Source organism: Thermogemmatispora tikiterensis (assembly GCF_003268475.1).
GTDB classification, from domain to species: Bacteria; Chloroflexota; Ktedonobacteria; order Ktedonobacterales; family Ktedonobacteraceae; genus Thermogemmatispora; species Thermogemmatispora tikiterensis.
This window is the reverse complement of sequence record NZ_MCIF01000002.1, coordinates 1,606,176-1,621,330: the sequence shown is the minus strand read 5'-3', so window position 1 is coordinate 1,621,330 and position 15,155 is coordinate 1,606,176. Positions and strand designations below refer to the sequence as shown.

14 protein-coding genes and 1 other RNA gene are annotated in these 15,155 nt (G+C 59.8%); 4 read left to right on the top strand and 11 right to left on the bottom strand.

Annotated elements, in window-relative coordinates:
* The first annotated feature begins 2 nt into the window (after nt 1–2).
* On the top strand, nt 3–1,088 hold the full coding sequence (locus A4R35_RS06540; protein WP_112427673.1) for an isocitrate/isopropylmalate dehydrogenase family protein: 1,086 nt from the start codon (nt 3–5) through the stop codon (nt 1,086–1,088).
* A 262-nt stretch (nt 1,089–1,350) separates the two neighbouring features.
* Here A4R35_RS06540 and A4R35_RS06535 read toward each other — a convergent pair whose 3' ends face one another.
* From A4R35_RS06535 to gmk, 3 genes are all read right to left on the bottom strand, one after another.
* Nucleotides 1,351–1,875, bottom strand: a complete 525-nt coding sequence (locus tag A4R35_RS06535; protein WP_112427671.1) for a plastocyanin/azurin family copper-binding protein — start codon at nt 1,873–1,875, stop codon at nt 1,351–1,353.
* A gap of 300 nt (nt 1,876–2,175) precedes the next feature.
* Complete coding sequence (glpX, locus tag A4R35_RS06530; protein ID WP_112427668.1) at nt 2,176–3,189, bottom strand: class II fructose-bisphosphatase; 1,014 nt, start codon at nt 3,187–3,189, stop codon at nt 2,176–2,178.
* 33 nt (nt 3,190–3,222) lie between these two features.
* Nucleotides 3,223–3,861 carry a guanylate kinase gene (gene gmk / locus A4R35_RS06525; protein ID WP_189361409.1) on the bottom strand — a complete coding sequence of 213 codons (639 nt, stop codon included), beginning with the start codon at nt 3,859–3,861 and terminating at the stop codon, nt 3,223–3,225.
* A 526-nt stretch (nt 3,862–4,387) separates the two neighbouring features.
* Here gmk and A4R35_RS06520 point away from each other — a divergent pair.
* Nucleotides 4,388–6,409, top strand: coding sequence for an Rqc2 family fibronectin-binding protein (locus A4R35_RS06520; protein ID WP_189361406.1), 2,022 nt, complete (start codon nt 4,388–4,390; stop codon nt 6,407–6,409).
* Here A4R35_RS06520 and rpoN read toward each other — a convergent pair.
* From rpoN to selD, 3 genes are all read right to left on the bottom strand, one after another.
* Nucleotides 6,395–7,840, bottom strand: coding sequence for an RNA polymerase factor sigma-54 (gene rpoN / locus A4R35_RS06515; RefSeq protein ID WP_112427662.1), 1,446 nt, complete (start codon nt 7,838–7,840; stop codon nt 6,395–6,397). The two genes, A4R35_RS06520 and rpoN, sit on opposite strands and share 15 nt — an antisense overlap.
* Before the next feature lie 104 nt (nt 7,841–7,944).
* Complete coding sequence (rnc, locus tag A4R35_RS06510; protein WP_112427660.1) at nt 7,945–8,634, bottom strand: ribonuclease III; 690 nt, start codon at nt 8,632–8,634, stop codon at nt 7,945–7,947.
* 5 nt (nt 8,635–8,639) lie between these two features.
* A complete protein-coding gene (gene selD / locus A4R35_RS06505; RefSeq protein ID WP_112427658.1) occupies nt 8,640–9,707 on the bottom strand; it encodes a selenide, water dikinase SelD in 1,068 nt (355 codons plus the stop codon).
* Nucleotides 9,708–9,918: 211 nt separating this feature from the next.
* On the opposite strand from selD, the gene rnpB reads away from it, so the two are divergent.
* Together rnpB and A4R35_RS06495 are read left to right on the top strand one after the other, a co-directional pair.
* Nucleotides 9,919–10,338: RNase P RNA component class A (rnpB, locus tag A4R35_RS06500), an RNA gene on the top strand.
* Nucleotides 10,339–10,662: 324 nt separating this feature from the next.
* Nucleotides 10,663–11,097 carry a hypothetical protein gene (locus tag A4R35_RS06495; protein ID WP_112427656.1) on the top strand — a complete coding sequence of 145 codons (435 nt, stop codon included), beginning with the start codon at nt 10,663–10,665 and terminating at the stop codon, nt 11,095–11,097.
* A 387-nt stretch (nt 11,098–11,484) separates the two neighbouring features.
* Here A4R35_RS06495 and A4R35_RS06490 read toward each other — a convergent pair whose 3' ends face one another.
* From A4R35_RS06490 to A4R35_RS06470, 5 genes are all read right to left on the bottom strand, one after another.
* A complete protein-coding gene (locus tag A4R35_RS06490; RefSeq protein WP_052888571.1) occupies nt 11,485–11,685 on the bottom strand; it encodes a hypothetical protein in 201 nt (66 codons plus the stop codon).
* 359 nt (nt 11,686–12,044) lie between these two features.
* Nucleotides 12,045–13,193 (bottom strand): glycerate kinase, encoded by a 1,149-nt coding sequence (locus A4R35_RS06485; RefSeq protein WP_112427654.1) that lies wholly within the window; start codon nt 13,191–13,193, stop codon nt 12,045–12,047.
* 35 nt (nt 13,194–13,228) lie between these two features.
* Entirely contained in the window at nt 13,229–13,810 is a 582-nt protein-coding gene (aat, locus tag A4R35_RS06480) for a leucyl/phenylalanyl-tRNA--protein transferase (protein ID WP_112427652.1), read from the bottom strand.
* A 115-nt stretch (nt 13,811–13,925) separates the two neighbouring features.
* Nucleotides 13,926–14,405, bottom strand: a complete 480-nt coding sequence (locus tag A4R35_RS06475; protein ID WP_112427650.1) for a DUF4188 domain-containing protein — start codon at nt 14,403–14,405, stop codon at nt 13,926–13,928.
* Between the two features lie 99 nt (nt 14,406–14,504).
* Nucleotides 14,505–15,119 carry a TetR/AcrR family transcriptional regulator gene (locus A4R35_RS06470; protein WP_112427648.1) on the bottom strand — a complete coding sequence of 205 codons (615 nt, stop codon included), beginning with the start codon at nt 15,117–15,119 and terminating at the stop codon, nt 14,505–14,507.
* Nucleotides 15,120–15,155: the final 36 nt, after the last annotated feature.

Genomic DNA, 15,155 nt, shown 5'->3' with positions numbered 1-15,155 from the left:
TCATGCCGCATGCGGTAACCCTCATCCCTGGAGATGGGACCGGACCGGAGATCACCACGGCAACCCGCCGCGTGCTGGAGGCGACGGGGGTAGAGTTCCGCTGGGAGGTCTGCCAGGCGGGCATGGAAACCCTGGAGAAACAGGGCACGATCCTGCCCGAAGACGTTATTGAATCGATCAAGCGCACCAAGGTAGCTCTCAAGGGACCGATTACCACGCCTGTTGGCAAGGGAGTGCGCAGCGCCAACGTCACACTACGCAAGAAGCTGGATTTGTATGCCAACGTCCGCCCCGCCAAGACCTACCCAGGGCTCCGCTCCCGCTATGAGCATGTTGACCTGATCATTGTGCGCGAGAATACTGAGGATCTCTATGCTGGCATTGAATTTCAGCGTGGCTCGTCCGAGCTGGCGGAGCTGATTGAGCTGGTAGAGCGCACAACTGGGACGCGCCTGGACCCCGAATCGGCGATCAGCCTCAAGTATATTTCGGTGGCCGCCAGTCGCCGCATTGTTCGCTTTGCCTTTAACTATGCCCGTGAGCATGGTCGTCGCAAGGTCACGGCTATTCATAAAGCGAATATTATGAAGTTCTCCGATGGCCTCTTTCTCGCCACTGCCCAGGAGGTGGCCCGCGAGTATCCCGATATCCAGTTTGAAGATCGCATTGTTGACAATATTTGTATGCAGCTCGTACAGAAACCAGAGCAATACGATGTCCTGGTGCTTCCCAATCTCTACGGAGATATCGTCTCCGATCTGTCGGCGGGTCTGATTGGTGGGCTAGGTGTGGCGCCCGGGGCCAACATTGGCAACCAGTACGCTGTCTTTGAGCCGGTGCATGGCAGTGCCCCAAAGTATGCCGGTCAGAATAAGGTCAATCCGATGGCCATGATGTTTTCCGGTGTACTGATGCTGCGTCATTTGGGTGAGAAGGAAGCGGCCAATCGACTAGAGAGGGCCATTGCTCAAGTGATCGCTGAAGGAAAAAACGTTACCTACGACCTGAAGCCGCGCCCCGATGATCCGACAGCGGTCGGTACTTCCCAGGTAGCTGATGCGGTGATCGAGAAGCTCCAGCGCCTCTGAGCGGAGAGGCCGGCCCGGCCCATCGCTCCGTCCACTCGAGATCGAGAGACAGGCATTTGCAAGCGCTCGCTGCCCTCATGAGATGGACGCTGCCAGGTGGCTGATGAGGCTCGCTTCTGAACGCCGTTCTTCGCTTCGTCAGTGGCTGGCATCTCCTCCACTGTTGAGGCGGGAGCTTGAAACGAGCCCCTGGCTTCCTTACTCGTGGCGCCTGTCTCCGCTTCTCGGTGGCTCGGCTCCCCTTGCCCGCTCGCGCGGCTCGTCAGGCGGTCACGATGATGGTGGCTGTCATGTAGGTATGAATGCTGCAGTGGTACTGATAGGTCCCCGCTGTGGTGAAGAGCAAGGTGAAGGTCGCACCCTCCCCAATGGTGCCAGAGGCGGAGAAGGCTCCATTATTGCTCGTGACGGTATGCGGCGCATCCGATTTGTTGAGCCATGCGACCCGTGTCCCTTTCTTGATGGCCAGTGTCTGTGGTGAGAACTGGTAGCGATCGTTCTGCTCAATAATCTGCACTTGCACGGTAGCAGCAGTGCCGGAGGCTGACTGAGTGGTTTGGGGCGTCGTGGTCGGGGATGGGCTGGACGTGGGCTGACTGCTGCTGGCTGTCGGAGTGATCCCGCTGCCAGTGGAGGGACTTCCGTTGCCGCAAGCTGCCACGAGCAAGGTGACAAGAACGGCCATCCCGAGCAAGAGAAGCCAGGCTCCGGCTCGCTGGCGCTGCCTGCCTGAGCCGTGCTCATCGTCATGAAGTGCCAGTATCTGGCGCAGAGGTTTGAAAAGCATATTGTGCTCCTTATTCCGCTTAATGAATGATATTAGTGAAGGGATACACCTCGCCTGTGAGCAGGCGAGGCGGCTCCGTCTCTTGGCCTGTCTCTCTAGGGACAATACGCCGGGAGGTTACATACAGGCAAGGGCTGGAGGGGGCCAGGAGGTGCCTGTAGCGAGGGGGCAGCGCCCCCATTCCACTCGCCTGCTTGTTGAGACGATAAGTTGACTGAAGGTCAGTCGTGGGCGGGAGAGGGCGAGAGTTGAAGGAATGGGGAGCGCTGCTCTGCAGCGCATCAGGGGTGAGAGCGCTGGCTAGCGTGCTGTCTGAGCTTGAGAAGCGCCCAGGCCACGGCGCCACTTATGGCGTGCCTGGATATAGCGCACGGTGCCAGAGCGCGAGCGCATCATAATAGAGGAGGTGCGAGCGCCCCAGCCGAAGTACTGGACGCCATCGAGCAGCTCGCCGCTGGTAATGCCCGTGGCCGCAAATGAGACATCGTTACTGTGCACCAGATCATCGATGGTCAAGACCTGATCGAGGTCGATGCCTTCGGCTTTGAATTTCTCACGCTCCTCATCTGAGCGTGGCCACACCTTGCACTGCATCGCGCCGCCCAGGCACTTAATAGCAGCTGCGGCCAGCACGGCCTCCGGAGCGCCGCCAATTCCCATTAAGACATCGACGCCGCGGTAGTCTTCCATAGCGGCCAGAATCGCCGCGGCCACGTCGCCATCGCTGATCAGGCGGATGCGAGCCCCTGCCTGGCGAATCTGGCGGATGATCTCCTGATGGCGCGGTCGATCCAGAATGATCACCGTCAAGTCGTCGATCTGAGCGTCCTTAGCCCGGGCGATTCGCTCCAGGTTCACGGCCACTGGGGCGTTGATGTCGATGACATCCTTAGCCGCGGGACCGACGGCGATTTTCTCCATATAGAAGACTCCGGGCGGTGCAGAGTACATGGTGCCGCGCTCAGCGGTAGCAACGACCGCCAGCGCGCCTGGCAGGCCCAGGGAGAGCAGGCGTGTGCCATCGATCGGATCGACCGCGACATCCACTTGCGGTGGAGAGCCGTTTCCGACGCGCTCTCCGATATAGAGCATGGGCGCCTCGTCCTTCTCGCCTTCACCGATGACGACGACGCCATCCATGTCCACGCCATCAAGGGCCTGGCGCATGGCGTCCACGGCGGCCTGATCGGCCTTCTCCTTATCTCCCCGCCCCATCCAGCGGCCTGCGCTCAGGGCTGCTGCCTCGGTAACACGTACCAGCTCCATTGCTAAGTTACGCTCTTTGGTACCGGATTGCTCAAAACGTATATTCATCATACGGCCTCCTCTCAAACGTCTGAAGCTGCCTTAGAGTTCTACATAACGCGGTTGGACTCGGCAATGTTCAGCGATCATAATCGCCCGAACCTGCTCGACCGCCTGGGCAAGCTGGCCCTCGCGGTTAATGACCAGATAATCGTACCAGTGGTACTGGGCCAGCTCGTTGGCCGCATCGGCGAGACGCCGGCGGAATTGCTCCGCGTTTTCGGTCTGTCGCCGGCTCAAGCGCTGAGCCAGCTCTTCCTGCGTCTCGGGGGCCAGGAAGATAAGGATGGCCTGGGGAATCTTGCGCCGAATGGTGGCGGCACCCTGCACATCAACCTTGAGCAGGACATCGCGACCTGCTGCCAGGTTTTCCTTAATCTGGCGTCGGGGCTGCCCGTACCAGTTGCCATGAACATTGGCATACTCGATCAGCTCGTCGTTGACCACAAGCTGCTGAAATTCCTCGTAGCTGATAAAATGATAAGGATGGCCCTCGCTCTCCCCAGGTCGGGGAGCGCGAGTTGTCACCGAGGTCACCACATGAAAGTCCATACCTTGCCGCTTCAACGCCTCGATGACGCTATCCTTGCCTGTCCCCGAGGGTGCGGACAACACAAAGAGCAGTCCTTGCTTCTCCGCTGGCCGGAGTGTGGTGCTCTCTCTCTCGGCTGTAGGCTCCATCTCAAGGTGCATGCTGCTTTTCCCGCTCGGCTGTGCTATGCTCCGCTGTGCTGCTGTCCCAAGGTGTATCCCTGGCAGGTCGCCTGAGCTGATCCGCTTCTCCCACGCAGTGCAGGGCCAGCAATGCAGAGAAGAGGCTCCTCCTTCCCTGGAGAGTGACCTGACTAGTGGGTTGTGATGGACGTCCCTGTCTGCTGGTGTATTGGCGTTTGTGATTGCTCATGGCCTGCGCAGGCGGGTGGCTGAGATCCCCTGCCTGACAACTGCCGCTCGGAGGGGGCTGACAAAGTGAGCCCCTGGCCGCTCGGGCAACCGAGCCGACCAGATAAAGCGATCGCTCAACTGGCTACGCGGGCATCGCGACGCGCAGATGAGGCTTCCCGGGAGCACAACGCTTGCGAAGAAGGCTGCGCGAAGGAGGGGCCGCTCTGCTCTCCCTGGCGCCTGCCCGGCGTAAGGGATGAACCAGGACTGCTATAATTGTACAATATCCCGAAACGCTATAGCCACCGGTGAGGTTTCTCGCATGTATGTCGACGCCATCACCCTTGCTGCTGTCGCTGATGAGTTGCGCGTGCTCTTAACTGGTGCGCGTGTTGAGACAATTATCCCGCCTACAGAACATTCCATTGCTATCGAGTGCTACTGTCCGCCGCGGGCAGGCGAGGACGAGAAAGGGCAGAAGCGCTGGCTCTATCTGTCTGCCCATCCGCAGCTGGCGCGCTTGCATCTGACGCTGCGCAAACCGCCGCGCGCAGTACCGGAGCCCCCACCCTTTGTGATGCTGCTACGCAAATATCTAGAGGGGGCGCGCCTTGAGGCCGTCGAGCAGCCGCGCTGGGAGCGTGTGCTTCATCTGATCTTTCGGGCGCGGGTCTGGCGTGACAATGAAGATAAAGCGCCTGCCGTGGAGGCGGAGGAGCAGGCTGAGCACGCCAGACAGGGGCCAACGGTCAGCTATCAGCGACTGCGCCTGATTGCTGAGATCATGGGACGCACCAGTAATATCGTGCTGTGCAATGAAGCGGGCTTGATTCTCGGCTGTCATAAGCGCATTGGGGCAGACATTAACCGTTATCGCGTGATCATGCCGAACGTTCCCTATGTACCGCCGCCTCCTCAGCAGCGTGCCTTTGCCGGTCAACTCCTGCCGCGTCTGGAGCCGACGACTGTCACCGCGGCCCAGCTGTCCATCATTCCCGGCAATGAGGGAGGGGAGTCAGCCTCCGTGGAAGGAGGAGAGGGCGTCAAGACTGCCCCGCGACGCAAGGAGGCGGCTCCGAGGCTCTGGCAGCTTCTCGTTCGTCACCTCCTTGGTTTCAGCCCCTTGCTTGCGCGGGAGGCGGTCTATCGCGCGCTGGGCGACAGCGAGGCCGGGCTGGAGCTTAGTCAAGAACAATGGGAAGAACTGGCCTGGAATATTCGTGAGCTGGCTGCCCTCTATGATACCCACCGCTGGCGTCCACAGCTTGTGGAGCGTCTAGAGCCGGCCTCTGTGGCGGCAGTAGAATCAGAGGCGCGAGGGACGCCGCTGGCCTTTGCCCCCTATGTGCTGGAGCAGTATAGCGCGATGGAGGGGGTGCGCATTCGCGAATCGCCGTCGATCAACGTGCTGATCGACGACTTCTATGCCCGTAACGAGTGGCTCGATGCTCTTGAGAGCCGACGAGCGCCACTACGCAGGTTGCTCCAGACCCAGATAGAACGCTGCCGGCGGCGCGCTGCCACACTGGAAGAAGAGCAGCGCGCGCTTGCTGAAGCGGAGAACTATCGTCGGCAGGGTGAACTGTTGCTAACCTTTCAACGCGAGATAGAGCGAGGGCAGAGGCAGGTTCGCCTGCCCGATCTCTTTGCCGCCGACGTAGCCCAGGACAATCCTCCCGAGGTCGCTATCGAACTTGATCCGCGTCTTGATGCTGTGGGCAACGCCAACCGACTTTTTGCCAGATATCAGAAGATGCGCCGGGCGGCGGCGCTTCTGCCCGAGCAAATAGAACGCAACCGAGCGGAGCTGGCCACGCTAGAGCAGCTGCTTACCGACTTGCAGCTGGCCGAGACGCCGGATGAGATCGAGCTGGTCAAAGCCGAGATCCAGGCTGCTGGCTATCTGCATGAGAAAAAAGGTTCTGAGGCACAGGCGAAGGCGGGGAAAAAGAAGGCGGGCCGCGGAAAAGCTGTACCTCCTGGAGGAGGTGTCCCGCTCTACATCCAGAGTCGCGATGGCTTCACTATTCTGGTGGGGCGTAACAGCCGGCAGAATGAGGAGGTTACCTTCCACCAGGCGAGTGGCAATGATATCTGGTTGCACGCTCGCGGCGTGCCGGGTGCCCATGTCATTATCAAAGCGGCGGGCCGCCAGGTGCCACAGAGTACTCTTGAGCAGGCGGCCCGCCTGGCGGCCTATTACAGTCAGGCCCGTGATAACAGCAGCGTACCCGTTGACTACACGCTCCAGCGTCACGTGCGTCATATGAAAGGAGGTGGCCCGGGCCTGGTCGTCTACGACCATGAGCGGACCATCCACGTGCGTCCCTCAGCGTTCACGTGAGGAGCCGATGCCCATCTCCTCGCGGTACTTGGTCACGGTACGGCGGGCCAGATGGATCCCGCGCTCGGCCAGCAAGCGGCGCAGCTCCTCATCGCTCAGGCGTCGCTGAGGTGCCTCCTGCTGAATGATCTCACGCAGAATATCCTTGACGCCAAGCGAGCTATCAAAAAAGTCGGAGAAGGGGATCAGGCGTCCGTTGGGCAGCAGAGCGTACTTGTTCGCGGTGGCGCGGCTCACCGTGCCCTCGTCGAGGCCGAGACGCGCCGCCACCTCGGCCCGAGTCAACGGGCGCAGGTAGCGAATCCCTTTCTCTAGAAAATCGCGCTGCTGTTCGACGACGACCTCCGCCACTCGTTTCAGGGTGCGCCAGCGGCGCTGAACACAGTCGATAAAAAAGCGTGCCCGGTCGCTCTGTTGGGAGAAATAGCGCTGCAGGGTGAGACTTGCGCTCTCGCCCTCCGCTGCCTGATAGCTGTGGTTGACCGTGAAGTGATAGCGCTTCTCCTCGATGAGTTCGATCTCGAAGCCGTTATCGCCACGGCGGATAATGACGTCTGGGCGCACGTACATGGCGCTGCTCTCGCGTTGGGTGGCCTGGCTATCCAGGCGGTAGGTGTGGGCGGGGAAGGGGTACAAACGGCTGCGGATGTAAGCACTTGCGGCGCGGACTTCCTGTTCGGGCACCTTCAGCTCGCGCGCAATCTCCTGGTACTGACTGCGCCCCAGGCGGTCGAGATAGCGCTCGATCAACGTACGAGCCAGCGGATGCGGGGTCTCCTGTTCAGTCAGTGCTTCCAGCTGGATCATCAAGCACTCGCGTAGATCGCGGGCGCCGATGCCTACTGGTTCCAGGGTCTGGAGTTGCTTGAGGACATACTCGACTCGCTCTAGCGGGACATCGAGGTAGCGGCTGATCTCTGCCGTGCTGATTTCCAGATATCCCCGCTCGTTCAAGTTCCCAACCAGGTGCTCGGCAATAGGGGCCTCTTCGGGAGGAATAAGGGCTTCCAGCTGTTGAAGTAGGCGTTCAGCTAGAGATTCGGGCGTCGCGATTCGCGCCAGAGGATCATCCTCAGCCTCGGCATCGGCCTCGACGAAACCATAATTGTCCATATCGTAGAAAGGCTGGAGGAAGCGCTCCCAGGCGACGCCAGCGCCATTTTCGACGGGGGGCGTAGCGCTGCCCTCTGGGACCCCGACTGTCACATAGTGACCGCACGAGGCGCAGGCACTGCCGCTACCGCGGAGCAAGCTCCCGCAGAAGAGGCAGACGCGCTGCTCCTGAACCTCCAGGGCCGGATTCTCGGTCTGCTCTTGAGTAATGCAGCGCTCCAACTCATCGGAAGACAAATGCAGGATCGTACTCGCTGTGATCAGCCGCGCGCTGACTCGCAGGGTCTGCTCTGGACGCGGCGTTGGCTCCAGTCGCATGCGTTCTCCTCCTCCCTATCCTGCTAACCAACCAACCCTTTCTTCCCGAAAGAGTAAGCATCGTGCTTTGCAACAAGCTTTTGAAGGCGCACGGAGCTGCCTGACTACAGCCAGCCGCGGCTATCCAGTGCCGCGTGGGCGGCTTCCTGCTCGGCTGCCTGTTTATTACGTCCCTGGCCCCGACCAATGACCCGCTCGCCGAGGAGCACCTCGACTGTGAACTCACGGTTGTGAGAGGGACCTTCCTGGCTGACCAGGCGATAAGAGGGAGTAATACCCTCGCGAGCCTGGGCCAGTTCCTGGAGCAGAGATTTGCTATCCTTAAAGAGGCGCTTCTCAACAATAGTGCGGGCTAATGGCTCCACGCGGGGGATAATCACACCACGCACCGCCTCCAGCCCTTGATCAAGGTAGATCGCTCCCAACAGAGCCTCGAACGCCGAGGCGAGCACGCGCTGGCTGCCCCCGCTCTGCTGCTCGCCCTTTCCGAGGAGCAGGAACGAACGCAAATTCAAGTCACGTGCAAACTGTGCGAGGGTCTCCGTCTTCACCAAAGCGGCACGCAAATTGCTCAGCTCGCCCTCATTGAGCTGAGGAAACGTGCGGTAAAGGAAATCAGCGCAGACAAAAGCCAGGATCGAATCGCCGAGGAACTCCAAGCGTTCGTTCGACTCGCGCCCGGCGCCGGGTGTTTCATAGATATAGGAGCGATGGGTGAGGGCCAGTTGCAACAGTGCAGGGTCGCGAAATTCGATACCCAAGGCCTCTTCCAGTGCTCTATATCCTGCTGCCATTGTCGTTAATACACCTCCAGTGACACCTGTGCCTCCTCAGTATGTCTGGTTGTTACCTCGCCGATGAGCCAGAACGGAACAGAGGACTCCAGAGCGGCCAGACGGGGCCACAGCTCTGGTGCGATCGCTGCCAACAGACCGCCCGATGTCTGCGGGTCCCAGAGAATCGCCTCCGCCACAGCGTCCAGTTCCTGACCCAAACGGACATGGGGGCCAAAATAGGCCCGGTTGCGGCTCGTCCCGCCGGGGGTGCAACCGCGCGCCGCGTATTCCGCCGCATGGGGCAACAGTGGCAGCGCGGAAAACGCCAGGCGTATGCTTGTCAGGCTCTGAGAGGCCATTTCCCAGGCGTGACCGAGCAAGCCGAACCCCGTCACATCGGTCACGGCGTGGACACCTCCACTGGTGGCCGCCAGCTCTGCCAGAGCGCGGCTGGCTTCGCGATTGAGGCGCGTCATCGAGGCCACGGCAGCCGCCAGATCCTCCTCAGTGACCTGATTGCGCTTGTGGGCTGTGGTAATCAGACCCGTGCCGAGTGGTTTGCTCAGGACCAGCAAGTCGCCGGGTTGGGCGCCGCCTTTTGTAAAGATGCGTTGCGGGTGAACGCTGCCGGTGACGGCCAGCCCATACTTTGGCTCGCGGTCGCTGACTGTATGCCCTCCAGCGATGACGGCCTGGGCGCGGGCCACCGTCTCGGCCCCGCCGCGCAGAATCTCGCTCAACAGCTCCATTTCTAGATCATCGGGCCAGGCGACCAAATTGATGGCCATCAAGACCTCGCCGCCCATAGCGTAGACATCGCTCATAGCGTTGGCGGCAGCAATCGCGCCAAAAGCATAAGGATCATCTACCACGGGCGGGAAGAAGTCCGCCGTGCTAATGATCGCCTGCTGCTCGTTGATCTGGTAGACTGCCGCGTCATCGGCAGCGCTCAAACCTACGAGCAGGGGGGGCGGGACGCTCTGGGCTTTCAGGGGACGCAGAACCTGCGCCAGGGCCTCCGGGCCCATTTTGGCCGCTCAACCGGCACAGCTGGCGAGCGAGGTTAAGCGAATATGCCGACTGGTGCTCATAGCTGGAATGTTCCGTGCTTGTAACCCGTTTGAATTAGGTGCAAGGTCATTGTAACGCCTTGGGATAAGGCTCGTCAACGTTGTAGACGGACCGTTCTCACTGTGCTACTCTATATTCAGCTGTGCGGGCCTGAGCAGGCCAGGCAATCGCGGGTCATGTCAGCTGAACGTTTCGGCCTGTCCGGCCTTCCAGCCTTGCGAACAGGCGGGCCGGAGAGGGGGGGCGGCAGGCTGCTGGCCCGAGGAAAGTCCGAACTCCATAGAGCAGGATGCTGGCTAACGGCCAGTGGGGGTGACCCCAAGGAAAGTGCCACAGAAACGATACCGCCCGCCGGCCTGGAGGCCGTTGCGGGTAAGGGTGAAATGGCGGGGTAAGAGCCCACCGGCAGGCGGGTGACCGTCTGGCCGGGCAAACCCCATCCGGAGCAAGACCGAGTAGAGGGAGTGGCATTCCCCCTGGTGAGCTGCGCTGGAGGCCACGAGCTGGGAATGCTCGCAGGTTGCTCGCCTGTTACCCCTCGGGTTGGTCGCTAGAGGCGACGGGTAACCGTCGTCCCAGAGAGATGATTGCCGCCCGGGTCACCGCAAGGTGGCACGGGAACAGAATTCGGCTTATGGCCTGCTCAGACCCGTGCAGCAGGCTTTGCTTCTAACCACACTTCTCCTGCTATCTCTCTTGCCTGAACTTTGCTGCTTCTGGCTTCCCCTTTCTCTTTTTCTCCCTGCTGGTTAACAGTCTCCCGCTACGAGGACACCTGGAGTCCTCTTGGCTGAGAGGTGATCAGCCTCCCCTCACTTCATCTGCAGTACTGCGACGAATTTTTTGCTCCGGTATATATTGAAATGAGATGATCATGGATGATATTCTTTTACTAAACAGGAATGTTCTAGTGTATCTAGCTATCTCCCCTGGAAGCATCCCGGGCTGGCCATATCTGGCAAGGAGCACTTAGCTATGGGGCACATGCTCACAAAGATCAGTCGGGCCTATCGCTTTTTCTTACAGGCTGAGCAAGAGAACCGCGTTATTCAGGATAGTGAGATTCAGGCAGCAACGGGCTATACTCAGGGAACGGCACACGTCTATATCCAAAAAAAGTGGTGGTGGTTTCTCTCTCCCTGCCCAGGTGGTGGCTATCGTGTTCAGGGATTGCGCTCGTATTCCTTTGAAGAATTTCTTGATCTTCATCGACAAAAGAGAGCACCTCTTCGACAAGATTCCCTGTATTCCCCTTCCTCTACTGAAAGGCTGACTATCTCCTTCCCACCACATCTTGCTTCCTGGCTACGCTCCTATGCCTTGCAGAAGCGTCGGAGCGTTCATGAGGTGGTGATTGAGCTGATTGAGCAAGCCTTCCAGAGCAGGGGACCGGGTTTGCTATCTCATTAGACAGTGGTCCTTTGGGGCGTAGTCGAGAATCTTGCCGCTCGCCAGCTCGGATGAAAGGGGAGCAGAGGCAAGGCGCTTGCGTCAGGAAAAGCGGGCTTCTATTGACACCCTTCCAACGAGATCGCCGAGAGCTTGTTGCTTTGCTGCCTGCCTGGTCTCTGGGGGTGAATAGCTAAGCAAGCCTGTGGTCAGCCTGTCCTGGGACCTCCTTGTTGCCAGGGTGGCTCCGGGTCCGTGTGCACTAGCGGTCGTGGCGGCCTTTCTTGCTGGTCCCTTGCTGCCTTGTAGAAGCAGATCGGCAGCGGGCCAGTAGGGTGGCGGAAAAGCAAAAAGCGGCAGGCCCTTGACCTGCCGCTCTGTTCTGCTTTCTGGCTTAATCTATCTGCATTACCTGCTGATCCGATCGTGCTCGATCAGCCAGCGGATAAAGTTAAGTCGACGGCTTTCCTCTAGAATTTCGCGATATTCGACTTGCTCATCGACATGGTCTCGCAGATAGAGAAGCCGCTTGGCTTCGCTTTCTGTGAATCCCAGTGACAGCAGGCGTTCGAAGTCTGCGTTATCGGTCGCGTAGAGACGGTCCGGCATGATAACGGCGCTCCCTCTATTCTGGACTACCAACGGATTGAGCAAGCGTCTCCTATTATCGCTCTGCTTAATTATAGAGACGCTTGAAACCGTTCACAGGATACAACATCTTTTCGCCCTTCCAATATTTCTCAGCTGGAGAGTTGGAAGTGGCAATCAAGAGGTGGTGACCCTGTTTTCCCGTATCCTGCCTGGTCGGCTAGTGGAATTTTGCCAGTTGCCAGAGTGCCCGGGCGGGATGCTTGCCCAGGGACACATAGGCGGGCAGACAGGTAGGGCGCGGCGGTTTCTTCACGTCTCCGACCTTGAGAGTAATTCCCTTTAGTATAGACGAATTATATCGCTCCAAAGTAAAGCCTTCAAGGGGGGGGCAGGCGTTGGCCCAGCAACAGTAAGCGTGCAGCTCGTTCGCTGGCATCGGCCAGCAGAGAAGCGGCCTGGGTCATGGCCTCGTTCAGCGAGAGGGGGGCGGGCAGCAAGGGCATAACCGCCTCGACCCCCAGAGAATAGACTACCTGGTACTCCTCTCCCAGACTGCCAGCCAAGGCAAGGACAGGGACACCGCAGCGCTGGGCCAGGGCAGCCACGGCGCCTACACTCTTACCGTAGGCGGTCTGGCGATCGATCTGTCCCTCGGCCGTCACGAGCAGACTGGCTCCCTGCAGGCGCTCTGCCAGGGCTACGGCTTCCAGCACGAGGCTGGCCCCTGGGCGGAGGGTGGCCTGAAGGAAGGCCAGCAGACCGGCCCCCAGTCCGCCGGCGGCTCCTGCTCCGGGAATATCGCGCACGTCCCGGCCCAGGTCGCGTCGAATGATCCTGGCGTAGTGATCAAGGGCCGCATCCAGCTGGGCAACCATCTCGCGAGTGGCCCCCTTCTGAGGACCGTAGACCGCCGAGGCCCCCTGGGATCCACAGAGAGGATTGGTCACATCGCAGGCGACCTCGATCTGGCACTCTCGCAGGCGTGGGTCAAGTCCATCGGACACGATGCGGGCCAGGCGCGCCAGAGCAGCCCCGCCATAGGGAAGGTCCTGCCCCTCGGCGTCGAGCAAACGAACCCCAAGAGCCTGAGCCATGCCGGCCCCGCCGTCATTCGTCGCGCTGCCGCCGATGCCGATAATCAAATGACGGCAACCGCGATCCAGGGCGGCGCGAATCAACTCACCTACTCCGTACGTTGTTGTCAGGCGAGGATCACGTCGCTCTGGGGGAACCAGTGGCAACCCAGCGCAGGCGGCCATCTCAATCACCGCAGTTTGCCCGTCCCCGAGCAGCCCGAAGGTTGCTTCCACTGGCTCACCCAGCGGCCCTGTGACCCGCTCATGTAAGATCTGCCCGCCAGTAGCGCTGACCAGGGCTTCGACGGTGCCCTCGCCTCCGTCAGCGATAGGAACGAGGTCTAACTCAGCAGTTGGCAGCGCTCTCTCAAAGCCGTGAGCAATGGCACGAGCGGCCTCGGGAGCCGTCAAGCTTCCCTTGAGGGCCTGGGGAGCGATCACAATACGCATGGCTGGCTTCCTTCCTCTCTGCTCTTTGCCTGTTTCTATTTCTCCCAGGTGCAGGACAGTTGCAGCGCGTAGCGCAAGCGGCGCTCGTATGCGCGTCGAGGGATCTCGCTGGCCCCCAGGCTTGCCAGGTGAGGGGTCAGAAACTGGACATCGTGAAGGATATAGCCGCGGCTTTTAAGGTGCTCAACGAGCGCCACCAGACAGACCTTCGAGGCATCTGGAGCGCGTGAGAACATACTTTCTCCCATAAAGGCCCCGCCCAGGGCTACCCCATAGAGACCCCCCACGAGCTGGCCAGCGCGCCAGGCCTCGACACTGTGGGCCAGGCCGAGACGGTGTAGCTCGGTGTAGGTTTGAATAAAAGTCTCACTAATCCAGGTCTCCTCACGAGCCGCGCAGGCACGCATCACCTCGGTGAAGGCGGTATCCATGCGGATCTCATAAAGGCCCTTGCGTAGGGTAGCACGTAGCGAGCGGGAGACATGCAGCCGCTCGTGTTCGAGGATAGCACGCGGGTCTGGGGCATACCAGTGGATCTGTCCCTGGGAGTCAGCCATAGGAAAGATGCCCCGCGTGTAGGCATAAAGGACAGTCGCGACATCAAGCTGGTCCGCCATCTGGTTGGCCCTCCATCCTGAAGCTGGAGCTGGAGCGCGAGCATTGTGGCAGGCTTGAGCCTGACCTCTTCTCTTGTTGGGGGGCCTTGCAATTTATTGTAGCATAGCAGGCCCACTAGCTTCTGACAAGCCGCCCAGCCGCCGTCGTTTTGCGCCCCACAGCGGGAACGAGCTGGCCAGCCTGTGCCAGCCCATAGGGAGGCATATTGTTATAGATGCATTCGTAGGCCCCGGCCTCGACACAATAGGTTTCGTGCCAGATACCAACTGCGCCGCTGCTTCCCACCCGCCGGTTAAATGCGACCCAGGCCGGCCAGTGCTGGGCATTGTGCTGTCCAGCATAAGCAGCGAGCTGCTCGAAAGAACGCCAGTACTGGACGACCATGCTGATGGGGAAGCCGACGTGAAGGTGATAACCGAGCAAGCCAAGCTCGGGCTTGCTCTGAAGCTCCTTGAGCATGCGTGGCATGGCCATAAAGACCGGAAGCCATTTGTGAAGCTGCCAGGGCCGATTGATACGGATGCCGATTAAGAACACAACAAAGCTGCCCTCGATCTGAGCGGTCATACGTTGCTTGATGATAGAATGTGCCATTGACTCTCTCCTTTGTCTGGTGACAACGGCAAGCTGTATCTTTTCCATACAGCTCTCAAAAAATCGAACGTTGTTCGGTATTGAAAAGAACAAAAAAAATCAGGGCTGCTGCAGGACGGTGATCAGGCCCCGGAGGACCCGCTCATGCAGATCCTCAAGATCCTGACCTTCGCTGCTGAGCAGCGTGAGGCGTAGCATAGCCATCCCGTGGACCACGGCCCAGCAGTGGTACGTCATTTCTGCAAGGCTGTAGTCAGGGCGGGGAAGGAAGACGCCCTGGTCGATGCCATCGGCAATGATCTGGCGCAAGAGACTATATGCGCGACTGGCTTCAACGAGACGCAAAGGATCTTGCTCGCCTCTGCTGCTACTAAAGGTGAGCAGATACTGCTGAGGGAAGGCACGGGCAAAGCCTAGATAGGCCAGTCCTGCTCTAAGCAAGCGCTCGGCGGGTGGCAGCTGGGGCGGAATCTCGCTGAGCGTCTCGGCGAGACCTATCAATGTCTTTTCACAGAGAGCTGTCACGATCTCTTCCTTGCTGCCAAAGTATTCATAAAGCGCGGCTGGACTGTATTCGAGGCGGCTGGCCAGCTCGCGCATTGATAAAGCCTCTGGCCCCTTCTCGCAAAGAATCTCTTCCGCTGCGCTCACAATACGCTGCCTGGTGCGAGCGCGCCGTCGCTCTCGTGTCCTACCTGGATGCTGCTTTTCCATAACTCTAACATCGTTTGAAAAACGAACACTGTACGG

What these genes read in the sequence shown, in the direction of transcription:
- A4R35_RS06540 (WP_112427673.1), top strand. Translation starts at nt 3, where the DNA reads ATGCCGCATGCGGTAACCCTCATCCCTGGAGATGGGACCGGACCGGAG.
- A4R35_RS06535 (WP_112427671.1), bottom strand. Translation starts at nt 1,875, where the DNA reads ATGCTTTTCAAACCTCTGCGCCAGATACTGGCACTTCATGACGATGAG.
- glpX (WP_112427668.1), bottom strand. Translation starts at nt 3,189, where the DNA reads ATGAATATACGTTTTGAGCAATCCGGTACCAAAGAGCGTAACTTAGCA.
- gmk (WP_189361409.1), bottom strand. Translation starts at nt 3,861, where the DNA reads ATGGAGCCTACAGCCGAGAGAGAGAGCACCACACTCCGGCCAGCGGAG.
- A4R35_RS06520 (WP_189361406.1), top strand. Translation starts at nt 4,388, where the DNA reads ATGTATGTCGACGCCATCACCCTTGCTGCTGTCGCTGATGAGTTGCGC.
- rpoN (WP_112427662.1), bottom strand. Translation starts at nt 7,840, where the DNA reads ATGCGACTGGAGCCAACGCCGCGTCCAGAGCAGACCCTGCGAGTCAGC.
- rnc (WP_112427660.1), bottom strand. Translation starts at nt 8,634, where the DNA reads ATGGCAGCAGGATATAGAGCACTGGAAGAGGCCTTGGGTATCGAATTT.
- A4R35_RS06495 (WP_112427656.1), top strand. Translation starts at nt 10,663, where the DNA reads ATGGGGCACATGCTCACAAAGATCAGTCGGGCCTATCGCTTTTTCTTA.
- A4R35_RS06490 (WP_052888571.1), bottom strand. Translation starts at nt 11,685, where the DNA reads ATGCCGGACCGTCTCTACGCGACCGATAACGCAGACTTCGAACGCCTG.
- A4R35_RS06485 (WP_112427654.1), bottom strand. Translation starts at nt 13,193, where the DNA reads ATGCGTATTGTGATCGCTCCCCAGGCCCTCAAGGGAAGCTTGACGGCT.
- aat (WP_112427652.1), bottom strand. Translation starts at nt 13,810, where the DNA reads ATGGCGGACCAGCTTGATGTCGCGACTGTCCTTTATGCCTACACGCGG.
- A4R35_RS06475 (WP_112427650.1), bottom strand. Translation starts at nt 14,405, where the DNA reads ATGGCACATTCTATCATCAAGCAACGTATGACCGCTCAGATCGAGGGC.
- A4R35_RS06470 (WP_112427648.1), bottom strand. Translation starts at nt 15,119, where the DNA reads ATGGAAAAGCAGCATCCAGGTAGGACACGAGAGCGACGGCGCGCTCGC.